Genomic DNA, 22744 nt, shown 5'->3' with positions numbered 1-22744 from the left:
GGCGGCGGCTGGGGTGGGGACTCCGGCGGCGGCGGAGACTTCTAATCCCCTGAAGCTCTCCCCTGGCTTTGCCCGGCCGAACCACAACGGCTTGAGAACGACAGATGCAACACACAACTGTTCACTGATTTCAGTGGTCATCAAAGAGCAGGACGAAAGGTAGCACCATGGTTAAGCAGTCCATTTTCGGCCGTATCGCGCAACTGGCAAAGGCGAACATCAACACCTTGCTGGATAACGCCGAGGACCCGCAGAAAATGCTGGACCAGATGGTCCGGGACTACACCAACAACATCGCTGAGGCGGAGTCCGCCGTGGCACAGACCATCGGCAACCTTCGGATGCTCGAGGACGACTACAACGAGGACGTCAAGAACTCCCGCGACTGGGGCAACAAGGCCCTGGCCGCATCCCGCAAGGCGGACGAGTACCGCGCCAGCGGCAACGTGTCCGACGCCGAGAAGTTTGACAACCTGGCCAAGGTGGCACTGCAGCGCCAGATGTCGGCTGAGAACGAAGCCAAGGGTGCCGAGCCTTCCATCGCCTCCCAGCGCGAAGTGGTGGACAAGCTGAAGACCGGCCTGGACCAGATGAAGGGCAAGCTGAACCAGCTGACCAGCAAGCGCAACGAACTGGTGGCCCGTTCCAAGACCGCCGCGGCACAGTCACAGGTGCACGATGCCATCAAGAGCATCGACATCATGGACCCCACCAGCGAGGTGGGCCGCTTCGAAGAAAAGATCCGCCGCGAAGAGGCCCGGGTCCGTGGCCAGCAGGAACTGACCGAGTCCAGCCTGGACGCGCAGTTCAACCAGCTGGAGGACCTCGGCGAGCAGGTGGAGATCGAGGCACGCCTTGCGGCCCTAAAATCCGGCGGGACCTCAAAGCCGGCCATCGGCTCAGGCAGCGCTGCAGGCGCTGAATCCACTGTGAACGAAGCCGATTTCGACAAGCTCTAATAGTCCTTGTGAGGGTCCTCGCTGAGGATAGCCGGGACGCTGTGGGCTGATGAAAGGCCGGGGCCGCCGCCCCGGCCTTTCTGTTGCCCGTATGTGTAGCGTGGGGTCATGGCTTCCTCCCACCCCACCTCCCTCGTCTGGCTGCGCGACGACCTTCGCCTGGACGACAACCCCGCACTGTCCGAGGCGGCCTCGCTTGGCCTGCCCCTGACGGTGGTCTACGTCCTGGACGAGGAGTCTGACGGCATCCGGCCGCTGGGTGGAGCAACACGCTGGTGGCTGCACTATTCCCTGGAAGGACTGGCCGCAGCGTTGGAAGCCAAGGGCTCCCGCCTGCTCCTTCGCCGGGGACCTGCGGCAGATGTCATTCAGGGCCTTGCGGGCGAGACCGGTGCGGCCCATCTGTTCTGGAACCGGCGTTACGGACTGCCGGAGCGGACGGTGGATGCCGCGATCAAGGAGTGGGCCGGCAAGAACGGCGTGGAAGCTTCCAGCTTCCAGGCGAATCTTCTGTTCGAGCCCTGGACGGTGCGCACCGGAGCCGGTGGCCCCTACAAGGTCTTTACGCCCTTCTGGCGTGCCTGCCTTGCGGGCGCCGATGTCCGCGAGCCCCTCGAACCGCCCCGGCAGCTGCCGCCGCCTGCCACTGCGACGGGCGGGGCGCTGCCTATCAGCGAAGACCTGCACAGTTGGAACCTCCTGCCGCACTCCCCCGACTGGAGCAGCGGCCTGGCCGAAACCTGGGTGCCCGGAGAGGAAGGTGCCAGGCACCGCCTCGAGGACTTCCTGGAAGGGCCGGCCGAGGACTATGGGACGGGCCGCAACGTGCCGGGCGTGGAGGGAACCAGCCGCCTGTCGCCGCACCTGCGCTTCGGCGAAGTCAGTCCCTTTCGGGTGTGGCGGGAGATCAGGCGCACGTTCCCGCAAAAGGTACCGGCCGACGTCGGGATCTTCCGTTCCGAGCTCGGCTGGCGGGAATTCTGCTGGCACCTCCTGTACACCAACCCCGAACTGGCCACCCGCAACTACCGCGCCGAGTTTGACCGGTTTGAATGGCAGTCACTGAACAGAAGCGAGCTGCGGGCCTGGCAGCAGGGCCGCACCGGATACCCGTTCGTTGATGCCGGGATGCGCCAGCTATGGCAAACGGGCTGGATGCACAACCGGGTGCGGATGGCGGCTGCGTCATTCCTGGTCAAGAATCTCCTGGCTGACTGGCGCATCGGCGAGGAGTGGTTCTGGGACACGCTCGTGGACGCAGACGCGGCCAGCAACCCGGCAAACTGGCAGTGGGTGGCGGGATCGGGAGCGGACGCCTCGCCCTACTACCGGATCTTTAACCCGGTTACGCAGAGCAAGAAGTTTGATTCCGCGGGCCACTACCTGCGCCGCTTCATTCCGGAACTGGCAGACCTCGACGGGAAGGCCATCCACGAACCGTGGAAAGCCGGAGACGTACCCGGCTACCCCGGACCGTTGGTGGGGCTGCCGGAGTCACGGGAGCGGGCCCTGGAAGCTTACTCCAAGCTCAAGGACTGACCGGTCCGGCTGCATAGACTGGGCGGCCGCGCCCGGCTCGTGACCGGCTTAGCGGCTGACCTTGCCCATCAGGGACGCAATAGGACGCAGGAAGATGGGGCGGGCCAGGAACCACGCGGCTGCCATGACCACCACCGAGGCGAGGAACATCCAGAACCCAAACCAGCCGTCGCCGTCCTGGACGCCGTACATGTGGTTCAGGTTGCGCAGGGCACCGGTGGCCAGCACCAGGAAGACATGCACCACGATAAAGGCCACGAAGTAGATCATCACCGGGAAGTGGACCGCCCGCGCCCATTCGATAGGGAAAGCGTTGTTGAGGCCGGCCGCCTTCTTGGGCCACGCCGAGGACATCCGCAGGCCGGTGATGAAGGACAGCGGCGCGGCGATGAACACCGTAACGAAGTACGCCAGCAGCTGGAGGGCGTTGTAGTTGATCCAGCCGTTCTCCGTGGGCCAGTCCAGCGACGCGTACTGCAGGGCCGCGGAGAGCGCGTTGGGGAACACGTCCCAGCTGGTGGGCACGATCCGCATCCACTGACCGGTGGCGAACAGCAGGACGGCGAAGACCAGTCCGTTCAGGATCCACAGGGCGTCCAGGGTGAGGTGGAACCACAGCTCAAGGCTGATCTTGGTGGGCGGGTTCTTGGTCTTGATGAGGCCCTTGTTGTTCCGGGTCCAGTGGCCGCTGGGGCGCGTGGTGGTCCGCACCTGCCAGCCGGTGCGGATGATGAGCAACAGGAAGAACGCGTTCAGGAAGTGCTGCCATGCCAACCAGGCGGGGAATCCTTCCGGCGCCCCTGCCGGAAGTTCCGAATGCCCGGGGTAATCGCTGACGAAGGAAGCGACGGCGGGCAGCCCCACCAGCCACTTGGCGATCAGCACCACCAGGACCAGCGCCACGAGGACGGCGGGCACACCCCAGTAGAGACGGGACCGCTTGCCCGCGACACTGCCGGGCTTCTTCGTGGGTGTGGACATCGAGCAACATTCCTCTCGAGAATGACGTGGTGCTCACGATCTGTGAGGCTCTGCGAAAGAGAATACTAGGAACTGCCGGCTTTCAAGGAAAAAAGAAGACCCCGTCCGGCTTGTCTGCCGGTCGGGGTCTTCACATAAGTTGCGGGGACAGGATTTGAACCTGTGACCTCTGGGTTATGAGCCCAGCGAGCTACCGAACTGCTCCACCCCGCGTCGCAGAATCAACACTACCCTACTTTTGCGGCGGGTTTTGCCACCGGCCTTTTCAGGGCCCCATCCCGACGCGCCATCACCTTCTGCCGCTTTCCGGACAACGCTCCATCAGCTTCTGCGGCTCCCAGCGCATCGGCCCAATCACTCCATCATGATGTCCGTCCGCCGGTCCTGCGGCGCAAAGGTTAAAAACAAAAGGTCCGGACACTGTTTCCAGTGTCCGGACCTTTTCTCCAGTTGCGGGGACAGGATTTGAACCTGTGACCTCTGGGTTATGAGCCCAGCGAGCTACCGAACTGCTCCACCCCGCGTCGCAAGAACTACTTTACCGGGAGGTGAACAGCAGGCCAAATCGGGAGGGCGTGATCTCCGTCTCGCCGGCCCGGCACCCGCTCCGAAAGGAGCGGGTGCCGGCTGCCGCCGTCGGAATCAGTACCCGCCCATCAGCTGCCCGGCGAAGGCGACGGAGTGGCTTCCGGGGTCGCCGAGGACGCCGGGGCCGGGGTGGCCTCAGGCGCGGCCACGGGGATCTTCGCCTCAGCCTGCACGGCCTTGTCCAGGGCCGCCGAAAGCCGCTTCTGTGCCTCGCCGTAGCCGGCGAAGTCGCCACCGGCCAGCGCCGACTGGCCGGCCTTGATCGCAGCGTTCGCTTCGTCCAGTGCTGCCTTCAGCTCAGCTTTGGCGTCCGCTCCTGCCGGAGCCGGAGGTGCTCCAGGTTCGGCGGGCGTCTGGCCGTTGTTGTCCGAGTCGCCTGCGGCTGCTCCGGAATCGCCGCCGAAGAGCTGCTTCAGCGCCTCATCCAGGGTGGGGGCAAAACCCACCTTGTCGCCGAAGGCCACCAGGACGCGCTGCAACGTGGGGTAGGACGTCTCACCGGTGGACTTCAGGTACACCGGCTGGACGTAAAGGATGCCGCCGCCGACAGGAAGCGTCAGCAGGTTGCCGTTCAGCACGTCCGATGCGCCCTGGCGGAGCAGGTTGAGGGCCTGGGACACCGTGGGATCGGAGTTGAACTTGTTCTGCGCCTGGCCGGGGCCAGGGACTTGGATCTCCGGCGGGATCTGCAGCAGCCGCAGCTTGCCATAACTGTCGGCCTTCACGCCGGCCTGGTTGCCGGCATCAGAATCGGCAGCAAGGAAGCCGTAAAGAACGTTGCGCGCGTTTCCGTTGACGATCTGTGGAATGTACGACGACGTCAGCTGGAAAGCGGGCTTGTCCTGGTCCGGCATCTGCAGCGACATGTAGAACGGCGGCTGCTTGACGTCGGTGTCCACGGTGGGATCCGCCGGCACGCTCCAGGCGTCGTTGGTCTTGTAGAAGCTGGATGGATCAGTGACGTGGTACTGCCCCAGGAGCTGGCGCTGGACCTTGAACAGGTCCTCCGGATACCGGACGTGGCTCATCACATCGCCCGACATCTCCGAATACGGCTTCAGCGACGAGGGGAACACTTTCTGCCAGGACTTCAGCAGCGGGTCCTGGTCATCCCAGGCGTACAGGGTGACCGAGCCGTCGTAGGCATCCACCGTGGCCTTGACCGAGTTGCGGATGTAGTTGACCGTGCTGTTGGGCAGCGCGACGGCGCGTCCCGACGTGGTCTGCGTATCCTCGGTGGCGTTGGAGAGTTGCTCCTGCTGCGAGTACGGGTAGTACTGGCTGGTGGTGTAACCGTCCACGATCCACTTCACGCGCCCGTCCACCACGGCCGGGTAGGCGTTGCCGTCCACCGTCAGGTAGGGGGCCACCTTCTCCACGCGCTCACGGGGATTGCGGTCATACAGGATCTGGGACTCAGCGTTGACGCCGTCCGAGAGCAGCAGGTCCGAGGACTGGAACTTGATGGAGTAAAGCACCCGGTTGAAGAACGTCCCAACATTGGGGCCGCCGTTGCCTTCGAAGGTGTACTGGGTCTCCCCCTCCCCTTCGCGGCCGGAGGGCCTGTCCTGCTCACGGGCCGGGGCACCGTCCGGGCCGCCCACAATCGAGTATTCCGGCGATGACTCACCGAAGTAGATCCGGGGCTGGTAGGTCGAATCATCACCGAGCACACCAGTTGAGGGAATGCCCGACTGCAGGAAGTCCGGCTTGCCGTCCACGGTGAATTTGTTGCCCTTGGCTGCCACCACACCGTAGCCGTGGGTGTATACCACGTGCTGGTTCAGCCAGCCCTGCTGGTTGGTGGCCACGTTGGTGGGGTTCAGTTCACGGACCGCGATCACAGTGTCCTGGATCTTGCCGTCCACTTCGTAACGGTCCACGTTGAGGGCGTCGGGGAACTGGTAATACGGCCGGTACTGTTCCAACTGCGAGAAAGCGTCCGAGATCAGGTTCGGGTCCAGCAGCCGGATGTTGGCCGTGGTCTGCGCGTCCGGTGCCAGGGCTCCGGTGCTGGCGGTGTTGGTGGCGTCATACCGGTTCACCTGGATGGCATCGAGGCCGTAAGCCTTGCGCGTGTTGTCGATGTTGCGCTGGATGAATTCCTTTTCCAGTGTCTCTTCCGACGGACGCACCTGGAACTGCTGGATCACCCAGGGGTAGACACCGCCGGCCAGGATGGACGTGATGACCAGCATCGCTGTGCCGATGACGGGCAGGCGCCAGCGGCCGATGACCGCGGCGACGATGAACAGGATGGCAACCAGCGCCGCTGCCACGGCGAGGATGGCCTTGGTGGGGATGACGGCGTTGACGTCGGTGTAGAGGGCACCGGCCCAGCGGCCGCCGTTACTCTGCACTGCTGAATAACGGTCCAGCCAGAAATTGATGCCCAGGAGCACCAGGAAGGAAGCACCAGCGACGGCGATGTGGATCTGGGCGGCGCGGCTGGTGAAGATGCCCCGCTCCATGAGCCTGATGCTGCCGTACAGGTAGTGGGTGAGGATTCCGGCGATTCCGGCGATGACCACCACGCTGATCAGGAATCCTGTGATGAAGCCGAGGAACGGCAGGGTCATCAGGTAGAAGCTGATGTCCAGGTGAAATTGCGGGTCCTGCTCGCCGAAGGGCTCCTGGTTGAAGAAGAGGAGGACCTTTTGCCACTGGCTGGCGGCGGCGCTGCCGGCGAACAGGCCGAAGAGGACGGGCAGGCCCACCATCACCACGCGGCGGACCGGTTCCAGCTGCGCCTGGTAACGGTTGAGGTTGTCCCGGATTTCAGAGTCCGGCGCGTACACCGGACGGGACTGGTATGCGATGCGGATGGCGAAGAAGACTGCCAGGAACATCACGGCGAATCCGCCCAGGAAAATGCCGATCCTGGCCAGGTTCTCGGTGACGAACACTTCGATGAAGCCGAGCTGGCGGTACCAGAGGACGTCGGTCCAGACGTTTGCGAAGAAGATGAAGCCCACAACCACCAGGGCAACAACGATCAGGGTGGGCGTCAGCGCGCCGCGTCTTGAAGGGGGTTTACCTGTGGACATGGTGCTGGCGGGTCGGGACAAACTCGGTACCTCATAGCTGGTCGGTCAGATGATGCGTAGCGTGCGTGCGAGCGACGTCCTTACCGGTCAAACGCTGGTTCAGCCGTCATAATTGCCACGAGTGGCGGTAGAGCTTAGTTCCTGCCCAGTCTAGTTGGTTGTGCACGCCGGAAGGCCGGACGTGTCCTGGCCGGACCCGGCGAGTTCGACGGCGTGCCTCGCCTCTGCGAGGTTCCCGACCTTTATCACCTGCAGGCCGTCCGGAACATGCCCCATCACTTCCCCGCAGTTGGCGGCGGGGGCCAGGAACAGGGTGGCTCCCCCGGACCGTGCCCCTTGCATCTTCTGCCCGATGCCGCCGATGGGGCCCACAGTTCCGTCCGGGGTGATGGTGCCGGTCCCGGCAATGTGTTTGCCGCCGGTCAGGTCGCCCGGTGTGACGGTGTCGATGATGCCGAGCGAGAACATGAGTCCCGCGCTGGGCCCTCCCACTTTGTCCAGCGAGATCTTCACGTCAAAGGGAAAGGTGAACAGGTATTTGAGCATCACGCCAAGGATGAAGCGGCCTTCGCCGTTGTCCTTGGGCGTAATGGCCTGGCTGACCTCCTGGCCGCCCCGTTCCACCACCACTGTGGCAGGCGCGCCTTTTCCTGCCGCCAGTTCCTCCTGGATGACGGCCAGGGAGGTGATCTCCTTGCCGTTGATGGTTTTGAGGATGTCCCCCGGCTCGATCTTCCCGGCCGCGGCGGAGTCATTGGACAGCCCTGCCGCCTGCAGCTGCTGCCCGAAGGGAATGTCCAGCTCATTAAGGGCGGACGCCACCGCGTTCTCCTGAGACGTGGTCATGGCCACCGAGCTCTGCTCTTGCGCCTCTTCCTTGGTGGTGCCCGTGGGATAGATCATTTCCACGGGATACACCGCTTTGGAACGGTCAAGCCAGGCGGAGAAAGCGCCCAGGATGCTCACCGGCCCGTTGGGTCCGCCGTCGACATAGACGGTGGTCAGGTCAAGGTTTCCGGCCGCCGGATAGGTTTCCCGGCCGGTGACGCTGATGACAGGGCTTCCCTGGTTCTGGCCCAGTGTGTTGAATGTGGGGCCGGGTGATTCAATGACATAGGGCACCGGCAAGGTTCCCGCGGCAACGCCCAGGCCGAGGGCGGCCATGCCGGCCACCATCATGGCGGAGACCTTTGGATGCCGGCGGGCCGGTTCAGTGAGTCCCGCGCCGGCGGGTGGGAACGGTGCTGACGGCGCACCCTCAGGTGCGCTGCCGGCGTCGTACTCATCTTTTTCCGCCTGCCAGGGGCCGGGCTGGAGGTCGGCAGCGTGGTCCTCTGAAGGGTGGCCGCCACGGGTTGTAGTCACTGAACCAACACTACGCGGTGCCCGGCGGCGGCAGTTCTTTGCCTACAGCGAACGGTAACGCGGTGCGGCAGACAGCCGACCGGCACCGGGGTACCGTGAAGGTTGAGCACCAGTCACACCGACGATCGGCGGGATCATGACCTCCAACCCACTTAATCCGTCCAACGGCGACGATACCCCCAAGGACCCGTTGACCGAGATGCTGCAAAACCTGATGGGCGGCAAGGGGATGGAGAATTTCGACCCCGCCGAACTGGCCAAGGCAGCCGGCCTTCCCAACGACCCCAACCTGCTGGCCCAGATGTTCTCCCAGGTGCAGGCCATGATGAGCGCGCCGTCCGAGGGGCCCGTGAACTGGCAGCTTGCCCATGAGAATGCCCGGCGGGTGGCAGCATCCAGTGCCGATCCGTCCGTGACCACACAGCAGTCCCGAGAGGTGGACGAGGCGCTGCGGCTCGCGGAGCTGTGGCTCGACCCCGTCACCGATCTTCCCGCCACCGGCCTGATCGGCCGGGCATGGTCCCGCGCAGAATGGGTCGAGGCCACACTGGGCACCTGGAAGAGGCTCACCGAGCCGGTGGCAAACAGCATCGCCAACGCGCTCTCCTCCGCCATGACGGAGCAGATGCCTGAGGAAATGAAATCCATGATGGGCGGGGCATCATCCATGCTCCAGAACATGGGCGGCGCGATCTTCGGCATGCAGCTGGGACAGGCCATCGGAGCCCTCTCCCAGGACGTGGTCAGTTCCACCGACATCGGCGTACCCCTTGCCGACCTTGAAATGGCCCTCCTGCCCGTGAACATCGCCGCCTTCGGAGAAGGGCTCTCCCTGCCCGAAAACGACATCCGGCTCTTCCTCGCCGTCAGGGAAGCTGCCCACGCACGGCTCTTCGTCCAGGTCCCCTGGCTCCGGGGACACCTGCTGGGCGCGATTGAGGCCTACGCCCGCGGCATCCACATCGACACGTCCCGGATTGAAGAACTGGCCCGGGACCTGGACCCGAGCAATCCGGAGGGCATCCAGGAAGCCCTGTCGCAAGGTGTGTTTATGCCACAGCGGACGCCTGCCCAGGACCAGGCGCTGGAGAAGCTCGAGACGGCGCTGGCCCTCGTGGAAGGCTGGGTGGACGAACTGACCGCCGCAGCCACGGACAAGGTGCTGCCGTCCGCCGGCGCGCTGCGCGAAACCGTACGCCGCCGCCGGGCCACGGGCGGGCCGGCAGAGCATGCTTTCGCCGCCTTGGTGGGGCTGGAACTCCGACCCCGCCGGCTGCGGGAGGCCGCAACACTCTGGGCCACTCTGAAGGAAGAACGCGGCATCGAAGGCCGGGACGCCATCTGGCACCACCCCGACCTCCTGCCCACCGCTGAGGACCTGGACGATCCGAAGGGCTTCAGCGGCCGCCGCAAGCTGGCCGAGGCCAGTGACAGCGAAGTGGACGACGCCCTGCAGAAACTGCTGAGCGGCGGGTTTGACGCTACCCCGGCCGACGGCACCGAAGAGCCCGACGGCGGGGCGGCCGGCGGCGGCGGTCAGGTTGAGTCCGACGGCGGCGCCGAAGGTGGGCAGGGCGGAGCCGAAGGTGGGCAGGGCGGCCAGGATGGCCCCGACGGTGCGCCGAAAAGCTAAGCCGGCCTAGTCGGCGTCGTCCGTCCACGTTTCGCCGGACAAGGTTTCGCCGGACCAGGGCGCCTGCCCGGGTCCGGCGGCGCCGGCAACATCCGGCGCCCCGCTGTCCTTGAGCCCGCGTGCCATGGCGAAGGACACACCTTCCAGGAAGGCCTTCGCCCGTCCCGTCTCCGGATAGGCCTCCAGGAGCTTCCAGAACGCCGCGTTGTGCCCTGCCACCAGGAGGTGGGCGAGTTCGTGGAGCAGGACGTAGTCGATGACCCACTGGGGCATGGGACGCAGTTTGTCCGAAAGCCTGATGGTGCCTTCCGCCGGGGTGGCGGACCCCCAGCGGGAGTTCTGGTTGCTGACCCACCGCACCGACGCCGGCTTCGACCGCCCGCCGAGGTACCGTTCGGACAGCTGGGCGGCATGCGCGGCCAGGGCCGCATCCGAGGCAGGGCGTTTCCGGCCGGAGGCTGCGCGGCGCTCCCCCTGCTTGTGCAACTTGGCCAGCATGCGCTGGACCCATTCCCGTTCCTGGGCGGCCGTGAACCGCGCCGGGATGGCCACCACTGCCGTCCCGTTTTCCCAGAAAGCGGCCACTGTCCTGGTGCGGCGGGCAGAGCGGCGGACTTCGACGGGTGAACCGTCCGCCGTAGTAATCACAGCGAGGTGCTTTCGATAAGGACCCGGAGGACGTCTTCGCCGTAGCGTTCCAGCTTGGACGGTCCTACACCGGCAAGTGCAGCGAGTTCCTCCAGTGAGGATGGCTTTGCTTCGGCAATTGCTGTCAGCGTGGCGTCGGTGAACACCACAAAGGCGGGTACGTCGGCGGACAGGGCCGTTTCACGACGCCACGTCCTCAGGGCCTCGAAGGTCTGTTCCTCATAGCTTGGGGGGCAGGAGTTGCAGCGCCCCACCTTCCGCTCGGCGCCCGTGCTGAGCATGCTGCCGCAAACCCTGCAGACTGCCGGGGCAGCAGCCTTGCGGCGCGGTGCCGGGCCTTTCCCGCGCGCACTGGAGCTGACGACTGAATCGGGACGCAGCCCGTCAAGGAACCGGGAGGGCTTGCGGTTGGCCCGGCCGCCGGGGGTGCGGGCCGTGGACCAAGACAAGGAGAGGTGTTCGCGGGCCCGGGTGATACCCACGTAGAGAAGCCGGCGTTCCTCATCCACTGCTTCGGGCGAGTCGGCGAAGGAGATGGGCATCAGCCCTTCGCTGAGTCCCACCAGGAATACCGCGTCCCACTCCAGGCCTTTGGCGGCATGCAGGGAAGCCAGGGTGACGCCCTGCACCGTGGGCGCATGCTGGGCCAGCGAGCGTTCCTGGAGTTCGTTCACAAATTTAGCCAGCCCGAACTCCGGACCCCGCGACTGGACGAGTTCGTCGGCGAGAGCCACCAGAGCCGCCAGGGACTCCCAGCGTTCCCGCAGTGCACCGCCGTTGTGGGGCGGTGAATCCGTGTAGCCGAGCGAGGCCACGATATCGCGGACCAGCTGGCCGAGCGGTTCGGGAGCCTCAGCGGAGACGGCGCGGGTGGCCGCGCGCAGCTGCAGGATGGCGTCGCGCACTTCCTTGCGGGCAAAGAAGCGCTCTCCCCCGCGCAGCTGGTAGCCAATGCCGGCAGCGGCGAGGGCCTGTTCGTAGGCCTCGGACTGTCCATTGGTGCGGAAAAGGACGGCCACCTCGCTGGCCGGGGTGCCGGCGTCGAGCAATGCCTTGATCTTCTGCGCAACAGTTGCGGCTTCCGCTTCGTCGTCCGAGCACTCGGTGAACTGCGGCGCAGGCCCGGCGGGACGCTGGGCCACGAGCTGCAGCGGGGCGGCCCACGCGGCGTCGGCCACCGGGCCGCCGCTGCGCCTGCCGGCGAGGAGATCGTTGGCGAGCTTCACTACCTGCGGAGTGGAGCGGTAGTCCCTGATCAGCTTCACTACATTGGCCTGCGGATAACGGGCCTTGAAGTCCAGCAGGTGCTTCGGCGAAGCACCTGTGAAGGAGTAGATGGTCTGACTGGCGTCCCCCACCACGCACAGCTCGTCCCGGCCGCCCAGCCAAAGCTCAAGGAGCCGCTGCTGCAGCGGGGAGACGTCCTGGTACTCATCCACCACAAAATGCCTGTACTGCTCGCGCACGGTGGCAGCAACCTTCTCGTCCTCCTGCAGGATGCCCACGGTGATCAGCAGGACATCTTCGAAGTCGATGACATTGCGGTCTGTCTTGACGTCCTCATAGGACTGGAAGACCCGGGCCACAGCGGTGAGGTCAAACCCTCCGGGGGTGCCCCTGTCCTGCGCATTCTCGAGGTAGTTGGCGGGGGTCAGCATGGAGACCTTGGCCCATTCGATTTCCGAAGCAAGATCACGGATGGACGCCCTGTCCGTGCTCAGCCGCAGCCGCCGGGCAGCCTCGGCGAGCATCTGGGCCTTGTGGTCCAGCAGGTTGGGAAGTGTCCCGCCAACGGCCTGCGGCCAGAAGAACTGCAGCTGGCGCAGTGCCGCGGCGTGGAACGTGCGGGCCTGGACGTTGCCTGCCCCGAGGTCGCGCAGCCGGCTGCGCATTTCTGCGGCTGCGCGAGCCGTGAATGTTACGGCCAGCAGCCGCTGGGGCGTGTACACCCCCGAGTGGACACCATAGGCGATGCGGTGGGTGATGGCGCGGGTCTTGCCGGTGCCGGCGCCGGCAAGGACACACAGCGGCCCGTTCAGTGTGCTGGCCACCTCGCGCTGTTCGGCGTCCAGGCCGCCGAGGATACGGTCCTCCAGCGATGCTGCGCTGTCAAAATTCTGTGTAGTCACTTTGCTGCTTTTTCGTCTCGACTACCGCGTGCTGGAGTCTGATGGGTAGATATGCTTCAGGCGCCTGTCAGGTCCTGAATGCGTCCGCCGAACCAATGCTCGATGAGGGAGCGGGCAATGGACAACCGGCTGGAGATGGTGATCTCGCCGGCGAGCACGGCTTCCTGGAGTTCCTCCCGGCTGAACCAGCGCGCCCTGGTGACCTCCACGCCGTCGGGCGTTGCCACGGCGTCTTCGGTGACGGCGGTAAATCCAAGCATAAGGGAGGCCGGGAACGGCCACGACTGCGAGCCAAGGTACTGGCACGCAGTTACCCTGACCCCAACTTCTTCGTGGATCTCCCGGACCACGGCCTGTTCCAGGGACTCCCCCGGTTCCACAAAACCTGCGAGCGTGGAAAAGTTCTTTGCATCACGTGCTCCGCCGCCGCCCAGGAGCAGGCGGCCGTCCGGGCCCACGACGGTGACGATGATGGCAGGATCGGTCCGCGGGTAGTGCTCGGAGGAATCCGCCGGGCAGCGCCGCACCCATCCCCCCGCCTCGACGCCTGTGGGGGTGCCACAGCGCGGGCAGTGCGTATGGGTGGCGTGCCAGTTGGTGATGGCGCTGGCTTCGACAAAAAGCGCCGTGTCTGTGGGGGTGAGGCCGGCGGCCACCTCCCGGAAGCCTGCCCAGGCAGCATCTCGAGGAATCCCGGCCGTCCCCGGTTCCACTGCCTCCGGCAGGACAAACAGCAGCAACTCGGTTCCAGGGGGAAGCTCCGAGTCCGGCAGGGCTGAGCCCAGGTAGACCGTCAACTGTGGGGCCGCATCTGCGGCGGCAAGGGCAGCGTGCAGTTCGCGGGCGTTCGGCAGGTACAGTCCACCATCGTGGACCAGGCCCTGCCGGCCGGCAAGGACCACCGCCCTGGTGTCCGTTCCGGTAAGGAGTTCCTCCACCATTCCCGGCCGTGCCCGGGCCACCGATCCGCGGTCCACCAGCGCAGGCGGCACCGGGAGGACCGTGTCCATGAGGTGGTTCGCCGGCAGCCGGGCAGCTTTGCCGAGGTGGACCGGTGTGGCAGACTCCGCGTGGCTCATGTGTCCACCGTACTGACTGGGACCGACAAATGGATATTTGGGGGCGGCCGCCTGCTGCTCCAGGCTGCCTGGCCTGACCGGATTTGGACTCTATCTGAAGACTCGCCGTCCCCGGACCGGGGTCTTGGACTGCGCACAATCTACCGTGGAACAGTGAGAAGAAAACCGATTGAACTGGCAGCCGTAGCAACAGCGGCAGTCCCCGGACTGACCCCGACGGCCGTTAGCTCTGCCCCGGATGATCCCGCCGACTTCGACTCCGCCCTGCTGCTCGATTCCGAGGGCAAGCGCTGGCGCGTCCGTTCGCCCCGGCATGCAGAGGCCAGCGCCAGGCTTGAAACGGAATTTCTTGTGCTGCGGGCCTTTGCTCCGGGCATCCGTGCCGAACTTCCCTTCCTGATGCCCACTGTGGCAGGCAGTGTGCGGCTGGGGACCCTGAGCACGTTTGTCTATTCGCACCTGGCCGGAAGCACGCGCAGCGTCGAGGAACTCACCGCCGGGCCGGATGTCCTGGCCCGCGAAATCGGTGTGGCCCTTGCTGCCATCCATGACCTTCCCCGTTCGCTGGTCAGCAATGCCGACCTGCCCGTCTACACCCCCAACGAGTTCCGCCAGCGCCGGCTCAATGAACTGGACCAGGCCGCCACCACCGGAAAAATCCCGCCGGCCCTGCTGCTGCGCTGGGAACATGCCCTCGAAGACGTGTCGCTGTGGCGCTTCAACCCCAGCGTGGTGCACGGCGACCTCCACGAGGACAACCTCCTGGTGGAAGGCCAGCGGGTCACCGCCGTGACCGGCTGGACCGACTTGAGGATTGGCGATCCGGCTGATGACTTCGCCTGGCTCGTTGCCTCCAATGAGCAGGACTTTGTTGATGCGGTGCTGGATGCCTACACTTCCAGCCGCAGGGATACCCCGGATAACCATCTGCTTCGGCGCGCAGCGCTGTCCGCCGAGTTCGCCCTGGCCCAGTACCTCGTGAAGGGCATCGCCTCGGATGACAGCGGCATGATCGCTGAGGCTGAGGACATGCTTTCAACCCTGGCCCGGGACATCGAAGAGTACGGCGGGCAGCCCATCAGTGTTGAGCCGCAGCCCGCGGCGACCGCCCCGGTTGGCGGCGGTACCGCTGCCCCGGCTGCCGGGCCGGAGCCTGTGGTGAGGGCGGCCGACGCCGGTCCAGCCGGTGCGGTGCCCTCCGTTACGGTGGTGCCGCTGCCCGTCCCCGCCCCGGTCCTGCCGGCGGTCCACGTCACCCCTATTCCGGTGGAGCCGCCGGCCGGGGTTGCCAGCGCAGACGCCGCCGTTGACGGTGGGGCCGGGAAGGACAACGGCGACCGGGGCCAGGAGGATCCTGGCACCACAGCTGAAGCCGCTGCAGGGCCGGACGATACGTCCACGGCGGCGATCTCCATCGTCGATCCCACCAGGAATTAGGGTGGCGCCTAAGGACTGAGGGCTGCGCTGACGATCCGCTCCAGCTCGCGGGCTGATCCGAGATCGTGTGGCCTTACCACCTCGTTGTCTGCAACGTAGAAAAAGGCGGCCCGCACCTCCTCCAGCGGTACATCCTTCAGCCGCGCCCAGGCCAGCCGGTACACGGCAAGCTGCACGGCTTTCGTCTTCACTGCGCCAGCGGAGGGCCGCCGTCCGGTTTTCCAGTCCACGAGGTCCCACCTGCCGTCGGCATCGCGGAACACTGCATCAATCCGCCCGCGCACCACAACATCTCCCACGCGCGTCTCCACCGGCACTTCGACAAAGGCCGGTGACCGGTTTGCCCAGGGGGACGCCTTGAACGTTGCCACCATGGCGTCCAGGTCATAGGCGGCGTCGATGTGGTCATCGGAACCGGGAGCTTCGTCCAAGTCGAGCATGCCTGCAGCGCCGAAGTATTCCTCCACCCATGAGTGGAAGGCCGTTCCCTTCCGTGCTGACATCCCGGGTTCCCGCGGCACGGGCCTGCGGAGCCTCCCCAGCACTGCAGTTGCGTCCTCCCGCAGCTCCACCAGTGTGGAGGCGGAGATGTGGCCCGGAAGGTGCACATCGCGGCCGGCGGACCTCCTGGACCGGCGTTCCAGCAGCAGCGCTGCTTCCCGTGCCCATCCCCGCGCCACCCCGTTGAGCTGCCGGTCGGCAGGGTCTCCGCCGGGGGCTACTGCTCCCGGGAGAGGCTCCTGTCCGTGGTGTTCCAGTGCGGCGAGCACCTTGGCTGCTGCGGCCTCCATGGCCTCGCGCCGTCCGGAGGACAGGCGCAGGCGGTCCCCTGTGCGCGGATCCACCGGGCCCTCGAGGGGATCGTAGGGCCAGCCGGCAACTTCCGTCTCCAGGGTCAGCGGGCTGGACTCCGGCAGGGAAGCTTCATCCTGCGACGCCGGATGGACTACCGCGGCAGGAGCCTTGCTGCCAGCCACAGTTGCCAGCGGCTCGAGCTCGGCGAGGAACGGCGACATGTCCGCCCGCCCTGCCCGGGATCCGACCCACGCGGCGCTCGATACCCACAGCACGTGCTTGGCCCTGGTGTACGCCACATACGCAAGGCGGCGTTCTTCCGATTCCCCATGGGCCTGGACCGCGGCCTTGAATTCCTTTTCCGCGTCCAGCCAGCCCTTCTGGTCCGGCTGGTCGAGGTCCCACTGCGGAAGATCTGCCCTGTCGCCACGGAGCGGCCAGGGCAGGGCGGCCGAGCCGCTGCTCCAGCGGGAGTCCCTGTCGCTGGGAAAGGCCCCTGCATTAAGCCCCGGAACAAAAACGACGTCCCATTCCAGGCCCTTGGATGCATGGACCGTCAGGAGTTGCACCGCTTCGCGGTTGACGTCGGGGGCCGGCGCTTCCAGCCCGTTTTCCTCCGCAGCCGCAGCCTCCAGCCACGACAGGAAAGCCAGGATATCCACCCGCTGGGACGTCCGCAGGAACCCGGCGGCTGCGTCCTGGAACGCATCGAGGTTGCGGCGGGCCTGGTGGATGCTGATGCCGGGCCGCGCCGCCACCTCGATGTCCAGCAGCATGGCGCGCTCCACTTCACCCAAAAGGGTGGTGAGGTCATCGCCGAGGTAGCCCCGGAGCTGCCGGAGCTCGGCCGACAGGCGGGCAAGCCGGCCGCGCGCGGCACCGCTGAGCGAACGACCGTGAGCAGACGTCCACCCCTCCCGCGGCAGCCAGTCCAGGGCTTCCACCAGGCTGGCACCGTCCGTCAGGTCCCCCTCCAGGACGGTGTCGCTGCCGTCGTCGGGCTGCTCGTCCATGGACCGGTCGTTACCAGTCTGCACGGCCGGCTGTCCGCGCCGGCGCGCCAACTGGCTGGACCAGTCCCGCAGGGCCATCAGGTCAGCCGGACCGATGCGCCAGCGGGCACCGGCAAGGAGCCGCATCAGGGAATCGGATCGGCCGGGGTCTGCGAGGACACGCAGGGTGGCCACCAGGTCTACGATCTCCGGGGTGTCCAGGAGTCCGCCAAGCCCCACGATTTCGTAAGGGATACCACGTGCCTCAAACTGGCGCCGGACGGTTTCCATCTGGGCGCGGCGGCGGCACAGCACGGCGATGGCCGGGGGCACGGGCGTACCGTCCGGCTTCAGCTCAAAGTCCGTCACCCGGTACTTGAGGACGTCCTCCGCCACTGCGGCAGCTTCGTCCACATCGGTGCCGAACCGCCCCAGGACCACAGTGCCGTCGACGGCGTACGGGCTGGGCTGCAATGGCGGGACGTCAGCGGCTGCCGTCCCGCCTCCGCCGGGTGCGCTGCCCCCGCCGGCCGGTCCGCGCGCTGCGGCTGCCTTACCCAGGGACTCGGACATCACGTTTGCTGCCGACAGGATGGACCGCCCGTTCCGCCAGGCTGTGGTCAGGTAGGACGTGGGTGCCGGAGCCCAGTTCCCGGGTGCATCCGCAGGTCCGGTGCGCACTGGGAACTCTCGGACGAAATGGAAGAGCTGCCCCGCCGACGCCCCGCGGAAACCATAGATGGACTGGTTCGGGTCGCCCACCGCAGTCACCGCATGGCCGCCGCCGAAGAGGCGCGAGAACAGCACCAGCTGCGCGTACGAGGTGTCCTGGAATTCGTCGAGCAACACCACTTTGTAGCGTTGCCGTTCCATCTGTGCCGCCAGGGGAACATCCTGCGCCACCTTGGCTGCGAGCGCCACCAGGTCGCCGAAGTCGAGGGCACCCCGCGCCCGCTTGGCCGCCGCATAACGGCCCACCATGTCCGCCACGCTGGCCCGGGTGCGCAGCATCCCGGCAAGCTCGGCCGCCGCCTGGGGAGGGTTCTTCTTTTTGTCTGCCATATACGGAAGGGATTCAAACTCCGAAAGCCGCGCCATCAGCCAGGCTTCGACGTCCTCGGGCTCCTGGAGGTGCTCCGCGCATTCGCCGGCGAGTTGGATAACGGCCTTGACCAGAGTGGATTTCGCAGCGCGGAAGTGGGTGTATTCGCCGTCGTATGCTTCCACCACTTCGCTGGCCAGCTGCCACGCCTGCGCGCCGCCGAGGAGGACCACGTCCCGTTCCACGCCGAGCCGCAGCCCGTAGTCGGACACGATGCCGCTGGCGAAGGAATGGTAGGTGGACACCTTGGGTTCCAGCGAATCGCTGGAGACCGGCTGCTCGGGGAACAACCGGAGCCCGCCGTCCTGGCCGGCCAGCCGTTGCAGGGATGCCAGTTTTGCACGTATCCGCGAGGCCAGTTCGCCGGCGGCCTTCCGGGTGAACGTCACACCCAGGACTTCCTCCGGCCGTACCCAGCCGTTGGCGACCAGCCAGACCACGCGGTCAGCCATCGTGGCTGTTTTGCCCGACCCCGCGCCGGCGATGACCAGCCGGGGCGTCAGCGGTGAGCTGATGATGGCGGACTGCTCCGGTGTGGGAACGTTTTTCTCCCCCAGCAGCCCGGAAAGCTCTTCCGGGGTGAACCGCGGTTCGGGAACACCAGGCCTGTCCACGTTTGGATCCGGGCTCATTCCGTAACCTGCCTTCCCCGCACGCACAAAGGACACACTTCCGGCAGCCGGCAGCCATGGCCGCCGTGGCTCCCCTTGGAGGGGTCATGCCTGGCTTCGAAAGTGCTGCCGCCCATCACGGCAGCGGCCTCCGTCACCATGTCCATGGCCCAGTTCTCCTGCGGATCCAAGGGATCCTGCTGTTGGATGGCGGGACTCTTGGCCCCGGTCCCCAGCTGGGCAAGGACTGCGCCGCCTGGAATATTGGGGGCACTGCCCTCCCCGTTGTCGAAGCCCCCTGCGAGGACCGCAGCCTGGTAGGCGCCAAGCTGCGGATGAGCGGACAGCTCCGCCTTGCCCGGCTGGCGCTTACCGGTTTTGAGGTCCACGATGACCAGCCTGCCTTCACGGTCGATTTCCAGGCGGTCCACCTGCCCCCGAAGGACCGCTGCCCGGGCCGGGCCATCATCAACAGCCACCTCCGGGAGGGTCACATCAAAGTCCTGTTCCACGCCCAGCAGGCTCCGGCCCTCACTCCTCATCACCAGCACGTACTGGGCAAGCTTCCGCACCATCGCTTCCGCGCGCTGGTAGTCCAGCCGGCCCTCCCAGTTGTCCTTCATGCCCAGGGCCGGCCAGCGGCGGACCAGCTCGGCCACATACTCTGCCCCCGATGCATCCGGAAGTTCCTGGGCGATGGCATGGACAAGCGTGCCCAGGCTCCTGGCGAAGTCGGTGGCGGCCTCACCTCCGGCGGCCTGCACGAACCAGTCAAGCGGGGACTTCCGGACTGTCTCCACCTTCGACGGCGACACAAACACCGTTCCGCCGGCCGGAACCACAGCTGCGGACGACGTCAGCGGCGGCAATGCCCACCAGCTGTCCGGATGCGCACCAGGGACCGGCGGCTCCGCAGCGGCCAGCCCCGCGAGGACCTTCACCGCTTCAGCAGCCTCAGCTTCATGCCTTCCGTCCAGCTGGGCATACTGCCGGAGTTCGGCCACGAGTGCCCGCAGGGTCATGGGACGTTCCACCGGTGTGAATGCCCTGCCTTCCTGGCCCGGATCCAGCGGAGCCACGTAGTCCAGGAACGAAGACGGCTGATCGTCTTCGGAGGAGACGGCGGTGCAGATCAGGAGTTCACGTGGCCGGGACACGGCCGTGGAAAAGCTGCGCAGTTCGTCGTAGCGGATATCCCGGAGCCGGCTCAGCGGGTCCCGCTGCATCGCATAGTCAACTCCATGCTCCACCGCATCGGCGTAGAGGGTGCTGCCCAGAAGCTCGCCGCGGAGCCGGGTATTGGGCCACACACCTTCCTGGAGGCCGGCCACCAGGACTACCGGCCATTCCCTTCCGGCTGCGCTGGCGGGCGTCATGAGCTCGACGGCGTCATCCATCTGGGCCCTGGCAGCCAGTGTGTCCATGGGGAGTTCCTGGTTCAGCAGGTATTCCAGGAACTGCTCCGGTCCGGCACCGGGCACCTGGTCGACGTAGCGCTCCGCTGTGTGGAACAGCGCCATCATGGCATCGAGATCGCGGTCGGCGCGGGCTCCGTGCGGTCCGCCCGCGAGCGCCGTCTCGGTCCAGGCGGCAGCCAGGCCCGTGGAGTTCCACAATGCCCACAGCACTGACTCGGCGTTGGCGCCCGGTTCGGCGGCGGCCTGGCGGCCGGCTTGGATCATGCGTGCCGTGCGGCGTGCGGCCCGGCCCTCCAGGCCAAGGGTGGACAGGGCACCGGGCTCCAGGAGGGCCTCAACGAGCAAGGTATCGCTGGCGCGTCCGCCTCCCCCCAGCAGCTCTTCTCGCCTCAATGATTGCCGCAGCCGGCGCAACTCGATGGAGGTGGCGCCCCCCACCCGCGAAGTCAGAAGGGATACAGCCGTTTCGGGGGTCAGCAGGTCAGGATCGAGGGCAACGGCGAAGGCATCCAGCAGCGGACGCACTGCGACCTCATCCCGGACGGCAGATTCCGCTACCGGAACACGGACGGGAATCCCCTGGCCGGACAGATACCGCTGCAATTCACTGACCTGCGCCCCGTTCCGCACGATCACCGCCATCTCGGACAGGTCCCGGCCGTGGTTGATGTGCTGGTCAAGGATCCGCTGGGCAACGTACCTGAGCTCGTGCACGGGGGACGGCAAAAGGTGGGCCTCCACCGCTCCGTGCGGCCGGCCCTGCACCGGCTCGAGCTGCCTGGCCAACTGTCCTCCGGCCCGCTGGGAGATCCGGCCCGCAACCCCCAGCCACGCTTCGGTCAGTTCAGGGGCGTGCCTGTGTGCATATCGGAGCGGACGTTCCAAGACCGGGATGCCTGGTGAGAGCAGCCCGGGCAGTTCCGCGACCAGGTCCGGCCGGGCTCCGCGGAACCCCTGGACTACTGTGTCCGGCGACGAGGCCACGTAGCAGTCCTGCCCACGGGCGATGTCCGCCAGCAGCTCGAAGACAGCGGGGTTGGCTTCCTGAACATCGTCCACCACGATCAGCTGCAGCCGCGCACGCTCGGCGGCAAGGAAATCCGGGGCATCCTGGAAGACCTGGCGGGCAGCTGTAATGATGCCGGCAGGATCAAAAGCCTCAGGCATTCGCAGGTCAAGGACGTCCCGATACTCGGCGTACAGAGCCGCGGCAGCCGACCAGTCCGGCCTGCCGCACTGCCGGCCAAGGTCCGCGAGGTCACCGGCGGTCAGGCCCGATTCGATAACGCGGTCGAAGAGCTGGCGCACCTCGTGCCGGAAACCGCGTGTTTCCAGCGCTCCTGCGAGATCGTCAGGCCAGGGAAGTTCCAGTCCCGGCAGGCGGTGGCCTTCAAGGAGTTCCTTGATGATGAGGTCCTGCTCCGGTCCGGAAAGGAGCCGGGGCGGCCTTGCGAGCGGCAGCACACCCTCGGCCTTGGCCCGGCGGATCACGTCAAAGGCATAGGACGCCCACGTCCGGGCGGGGGTGGTGCTGAGGCTTCTGTCGAGCCGGGCCGTGAACCGGTCCCGGAGGGAATCAGCCGCGAGCCTGCTGGGAGCCAGGATCAGTATCCGTTCGGGATCCAGACCGTCGCGAAAGACGCGTGTGACTGCCGCTTCGATGAGGACAGTGGATTTACCCGTTCCGGGCGCTCCCGGAACCAGCACAGGCCCGGACCCCTGGGCCACGTCAACAGCCGCCTGTTGATCGGGCGTCAGCGACGGCGCCGCGGCATGGAGGTGCCGCGGCGGCAGCAACCTGAGGCCCGCAAAGCCCGGCGCACCCTGGCGCCCTGCATCCGCAGCCAGGGCGCCGTCGTCGTGCACGGCGCCCGGAAACGCATCGAATCCGGTGCCGGAATCTGCCGGTTCACGGTACTCGTCAAGCGGATCTGTAAAAGGAACTGTTACTGTCACGCCGACATTCCATCATCAGCCACCGACAATTGCCGGAGCGCGCGCTCAAGCTGGGCCGCAATTGTGTCGATGTGCTCAAAGTCTCCATCATTCGGGGCCCATCGCGCAGCCGCCAGGTCCACGCGCCAGGAGCCTTCCCCCGTTCGCAGGTAGGCCTCGTAAGCGCCGCGGAGGGGGGTTCCCTCCTGCCGGTAGTGGCGGAGCGCTTCCGCATCATGGCCTTCGGGCGCGTGTCCGCTCGCTTTGAGGATCCGCCACCAGGGAACGCCACTGCCGTAGTGGCTCATAACCGAGCCAACCTGCCTGGGCCCGCCCGATCCCAGGAGTTCGGCGACGTCACCGTACGAGACTGCGGACCCCGGTGGTACCAGCCGCACGATGGCCAATACCGCCTCCACATACTCAATCCGCATTGATCCAATCTATCGGCAGTGGCGCTCCCGGGAATTGTCGGCGGTCCCCCTT

The 22744-nt window shown here is 66.3% G+C and carries 13 protein-coding genes and 2 tRNA genes; 4 read left to right on the top strand and 11 right to left on the bottom strand.

The features are described 5' to 3' along the window. The first annotated feature begins 167 nt into the window (after positions 1–167). Both FNL14_RS09195 and FNL14_RS09190 read left to right on the top strand, forming a co-directional pair. Entirely contained in the window at positions 168–959 is a 792-nt protein-coding gene (locus FNL14_RS09195) for a PspA/IM30 family protein (RefSeq protein WP_142059404.1), read from the top strand. A gap of 108 nt (positions 960–1067) precedes the next feature. Next, on the top strand, positions 1068–2498 hold the full coding sequence (locus FNL14_RS09190) for a deoxyribodipyrimidine photo-lyase (RefSeq protein WP_142059403.1): 1431 nt from the start codon (positions 1068–1070) through the stop codon (positions 2496–2498). A gap of 48 nt (positions 2499–2546) precedes the next feature. Here FNL14_RS09190 and FNL14_RS09185 read toward each other — a convergent pair whose 3' ends face one another. The 5 genes from FNL14_RS09185 to FNL14_RS09165 all read right to left on the bottom strand — a co-directional run bounded on the left by FNL14_RS09185 (position 2547) and on the right by FNL14_RS09165 (position 8479). After that, on the bottom strand, positions 2547–3479 hold the full coding sequence (locus tag FNL14_RS09185; RefSeq protein WP_142059402.1) for a cytochrome b/b6 domain-containing protein: 933 nt from the start codon (positions 3477–3479) through the stop codon (positions 2547–2549). Between the two features lie 139 nt (positions 3480–3618). Continuing rightward, positions 3619–3692, bottom strand: a tRNA-Met gene (locus tag FNL14_RS09180). A 237-nt stretch (positions 3693–3929) separates the two neighbouring features. After that, positions 3930–4003: transfer RNA gene (locus tag FNL14_RS09175), tRNA-Met, on the bottom strand. A gap of 132 nt (positions 4004–4135) precedes the next feature. Next, positions 4136–7114 carry a UPF0182 family protein gene (locus tag FNL14_RS09170; protein ID WP_142059407.1) on the bottom strand — a complete coding sequence of 993 codons (2979 nt, stop codon included), beginning with the start codon at positions 7112–7114 and terminating at the stop codon, positions 4136–4138. A 150-nt stretch (positions 7115–7264) separates the two neighbouring features. Continuing rightward, positions 7265–8479 carry a PDZ domain-containing protein gene (locus FNL14_RS09165; protein WP_370455837.1) on the bottom strand — a complete coding sequence of 405 codons (1215 nt, stop codon included), beginning with the start codon at positions 8477–8479 and terminating at the stop codon, positions 7265–7267. Positions 8480–8615: 136 nt separating this feature from the next. Between FNL14_RS09165 and FNL14_RS09160 the strand changes: the two genes are divergently transcribed. After that, positions 8616–10112: a zinc-dependent metalloprotease gene (locus tag FNL14_RS09160; protein ID WP_142059401.1), complete on the top strand. Its 1497-nt coding sequence runs from the start codon at positions 8616–8618 to the stop codon at positions 10110–10112. 6 nt (positions 10113–10118) lie between these two features. Here FNL14_RS09160 and FNL14_RS09155 read toward each other — a convergent pair whose 3' ends face one another. Genes FNL14_RS09155 through nudC form a run of 3 tightly spaced genes read right to left on the bottom strand, consistent with a single transcriptional unit; the run spans position 10119 to position 13968 of the window. Next, entirely contained in the window at positions 10119–10760 is a 642-nt protein-coding gene (locus tag FNL14_RS09155; protein ID WP_142059400.1) for a M48 family metallopeptidase, read from the bottom strand. Next, entirely contained in the window at positions 10757–12889 is a 2133-nt protein-coding gene (locus FNL14_RS09150; protein WP_142059399.1) for an ATP-dependent DNA helicase UvrD2, read from the bottom strand. Before FNL14_RS09150 ends, FNL14_RS09155 begins: the two co-directional genes overlap by 4 nt. A gap of 56 nt (positions 12890–12945) precedes the next feature. Further along, entirely contained in the window at positions 12946–13968 is a 1023-nt protein-coding gene (nudC, locus tag FNL14_RS09145; protein WP_091415457.1) for an NAD(+) diphosphatase, read from the bottom strand. Between the two features lie 153 nt (positions 13969–14121). On the opposite strand from nudC, the gene FNL14_RS09140 reads away from it, so the two are divergent. Beyond that, the gene (locus tag FNL14_RS09140; protein ID WP_142059398.1) at positions 14122–15405 is read left to right on the top strand and encodes a macrolide 2'-phosphotransferase; all 1284 of its coding nucleotides are present in this window, start codon (positions 14122–14124) and stop codon (positions 15403–15405) included. A gap of 8 nt (positions 15406–15413) precedes the next feature. On the opposite strand, the gene FNL14_RS09135 is transcribed toward FNL14_RS09140, so the two are convergent. From FNL14_RS09135 to FNL14_RS09125, 3 genes are all read right to left on the bottom strand, one after another. Beyond that, a complete protein-coding gene (locus FNL14_RS09135) occupies positions 15414–18926 on the bottom strand; it encodes an ATP-dependent DNA helicase (RefSeq protein ID WP_142059397.1) in 3513 nt (1170 codons plus the stop codon). After that, complete coding sequence (locus FNL14_RS09130) at positions 18923–22171, bottom strand: ATP-dependent helicase (RefSeq protein ID WP_370455838.1); 3249 nt, start codon at positions 22169–22171, stop codon at positions 18923–18925. The genes FNL14_RS09135 and FNL14_RS09130 overlap by 4 nt, the downstream gene beginning before the upstream one ends. A gap of 104 nt (positions 22172–22275) precedes the next feature. Beyond that, positions 22276–22692, bottom strand: a complete 417-nt coding sequence (locus FNL14_RS09125) for an MGMT family protein (RefSeq protein WP_142059395.1) — start codon at positions 22690–22692, stop codon at positions 22276–22278. Between the last annotated feature and the right edge of the window lie 52 nt (positions 22693–22744).

This window comes from Pseudarthrobacter sp. B4EP4b (assembly GCF_006680095.1).
Taxonomy (GTDB): domain Bacteria; phylum Actinomycetota; class Actinomycetes; order Actinomycetales; family Micrococcaceae; genus Arthrobacter.
Note: the sequence above shows the minus strand (reverse complement) of the source record. Positions and strands in the feature narration are given on the sequence as shown.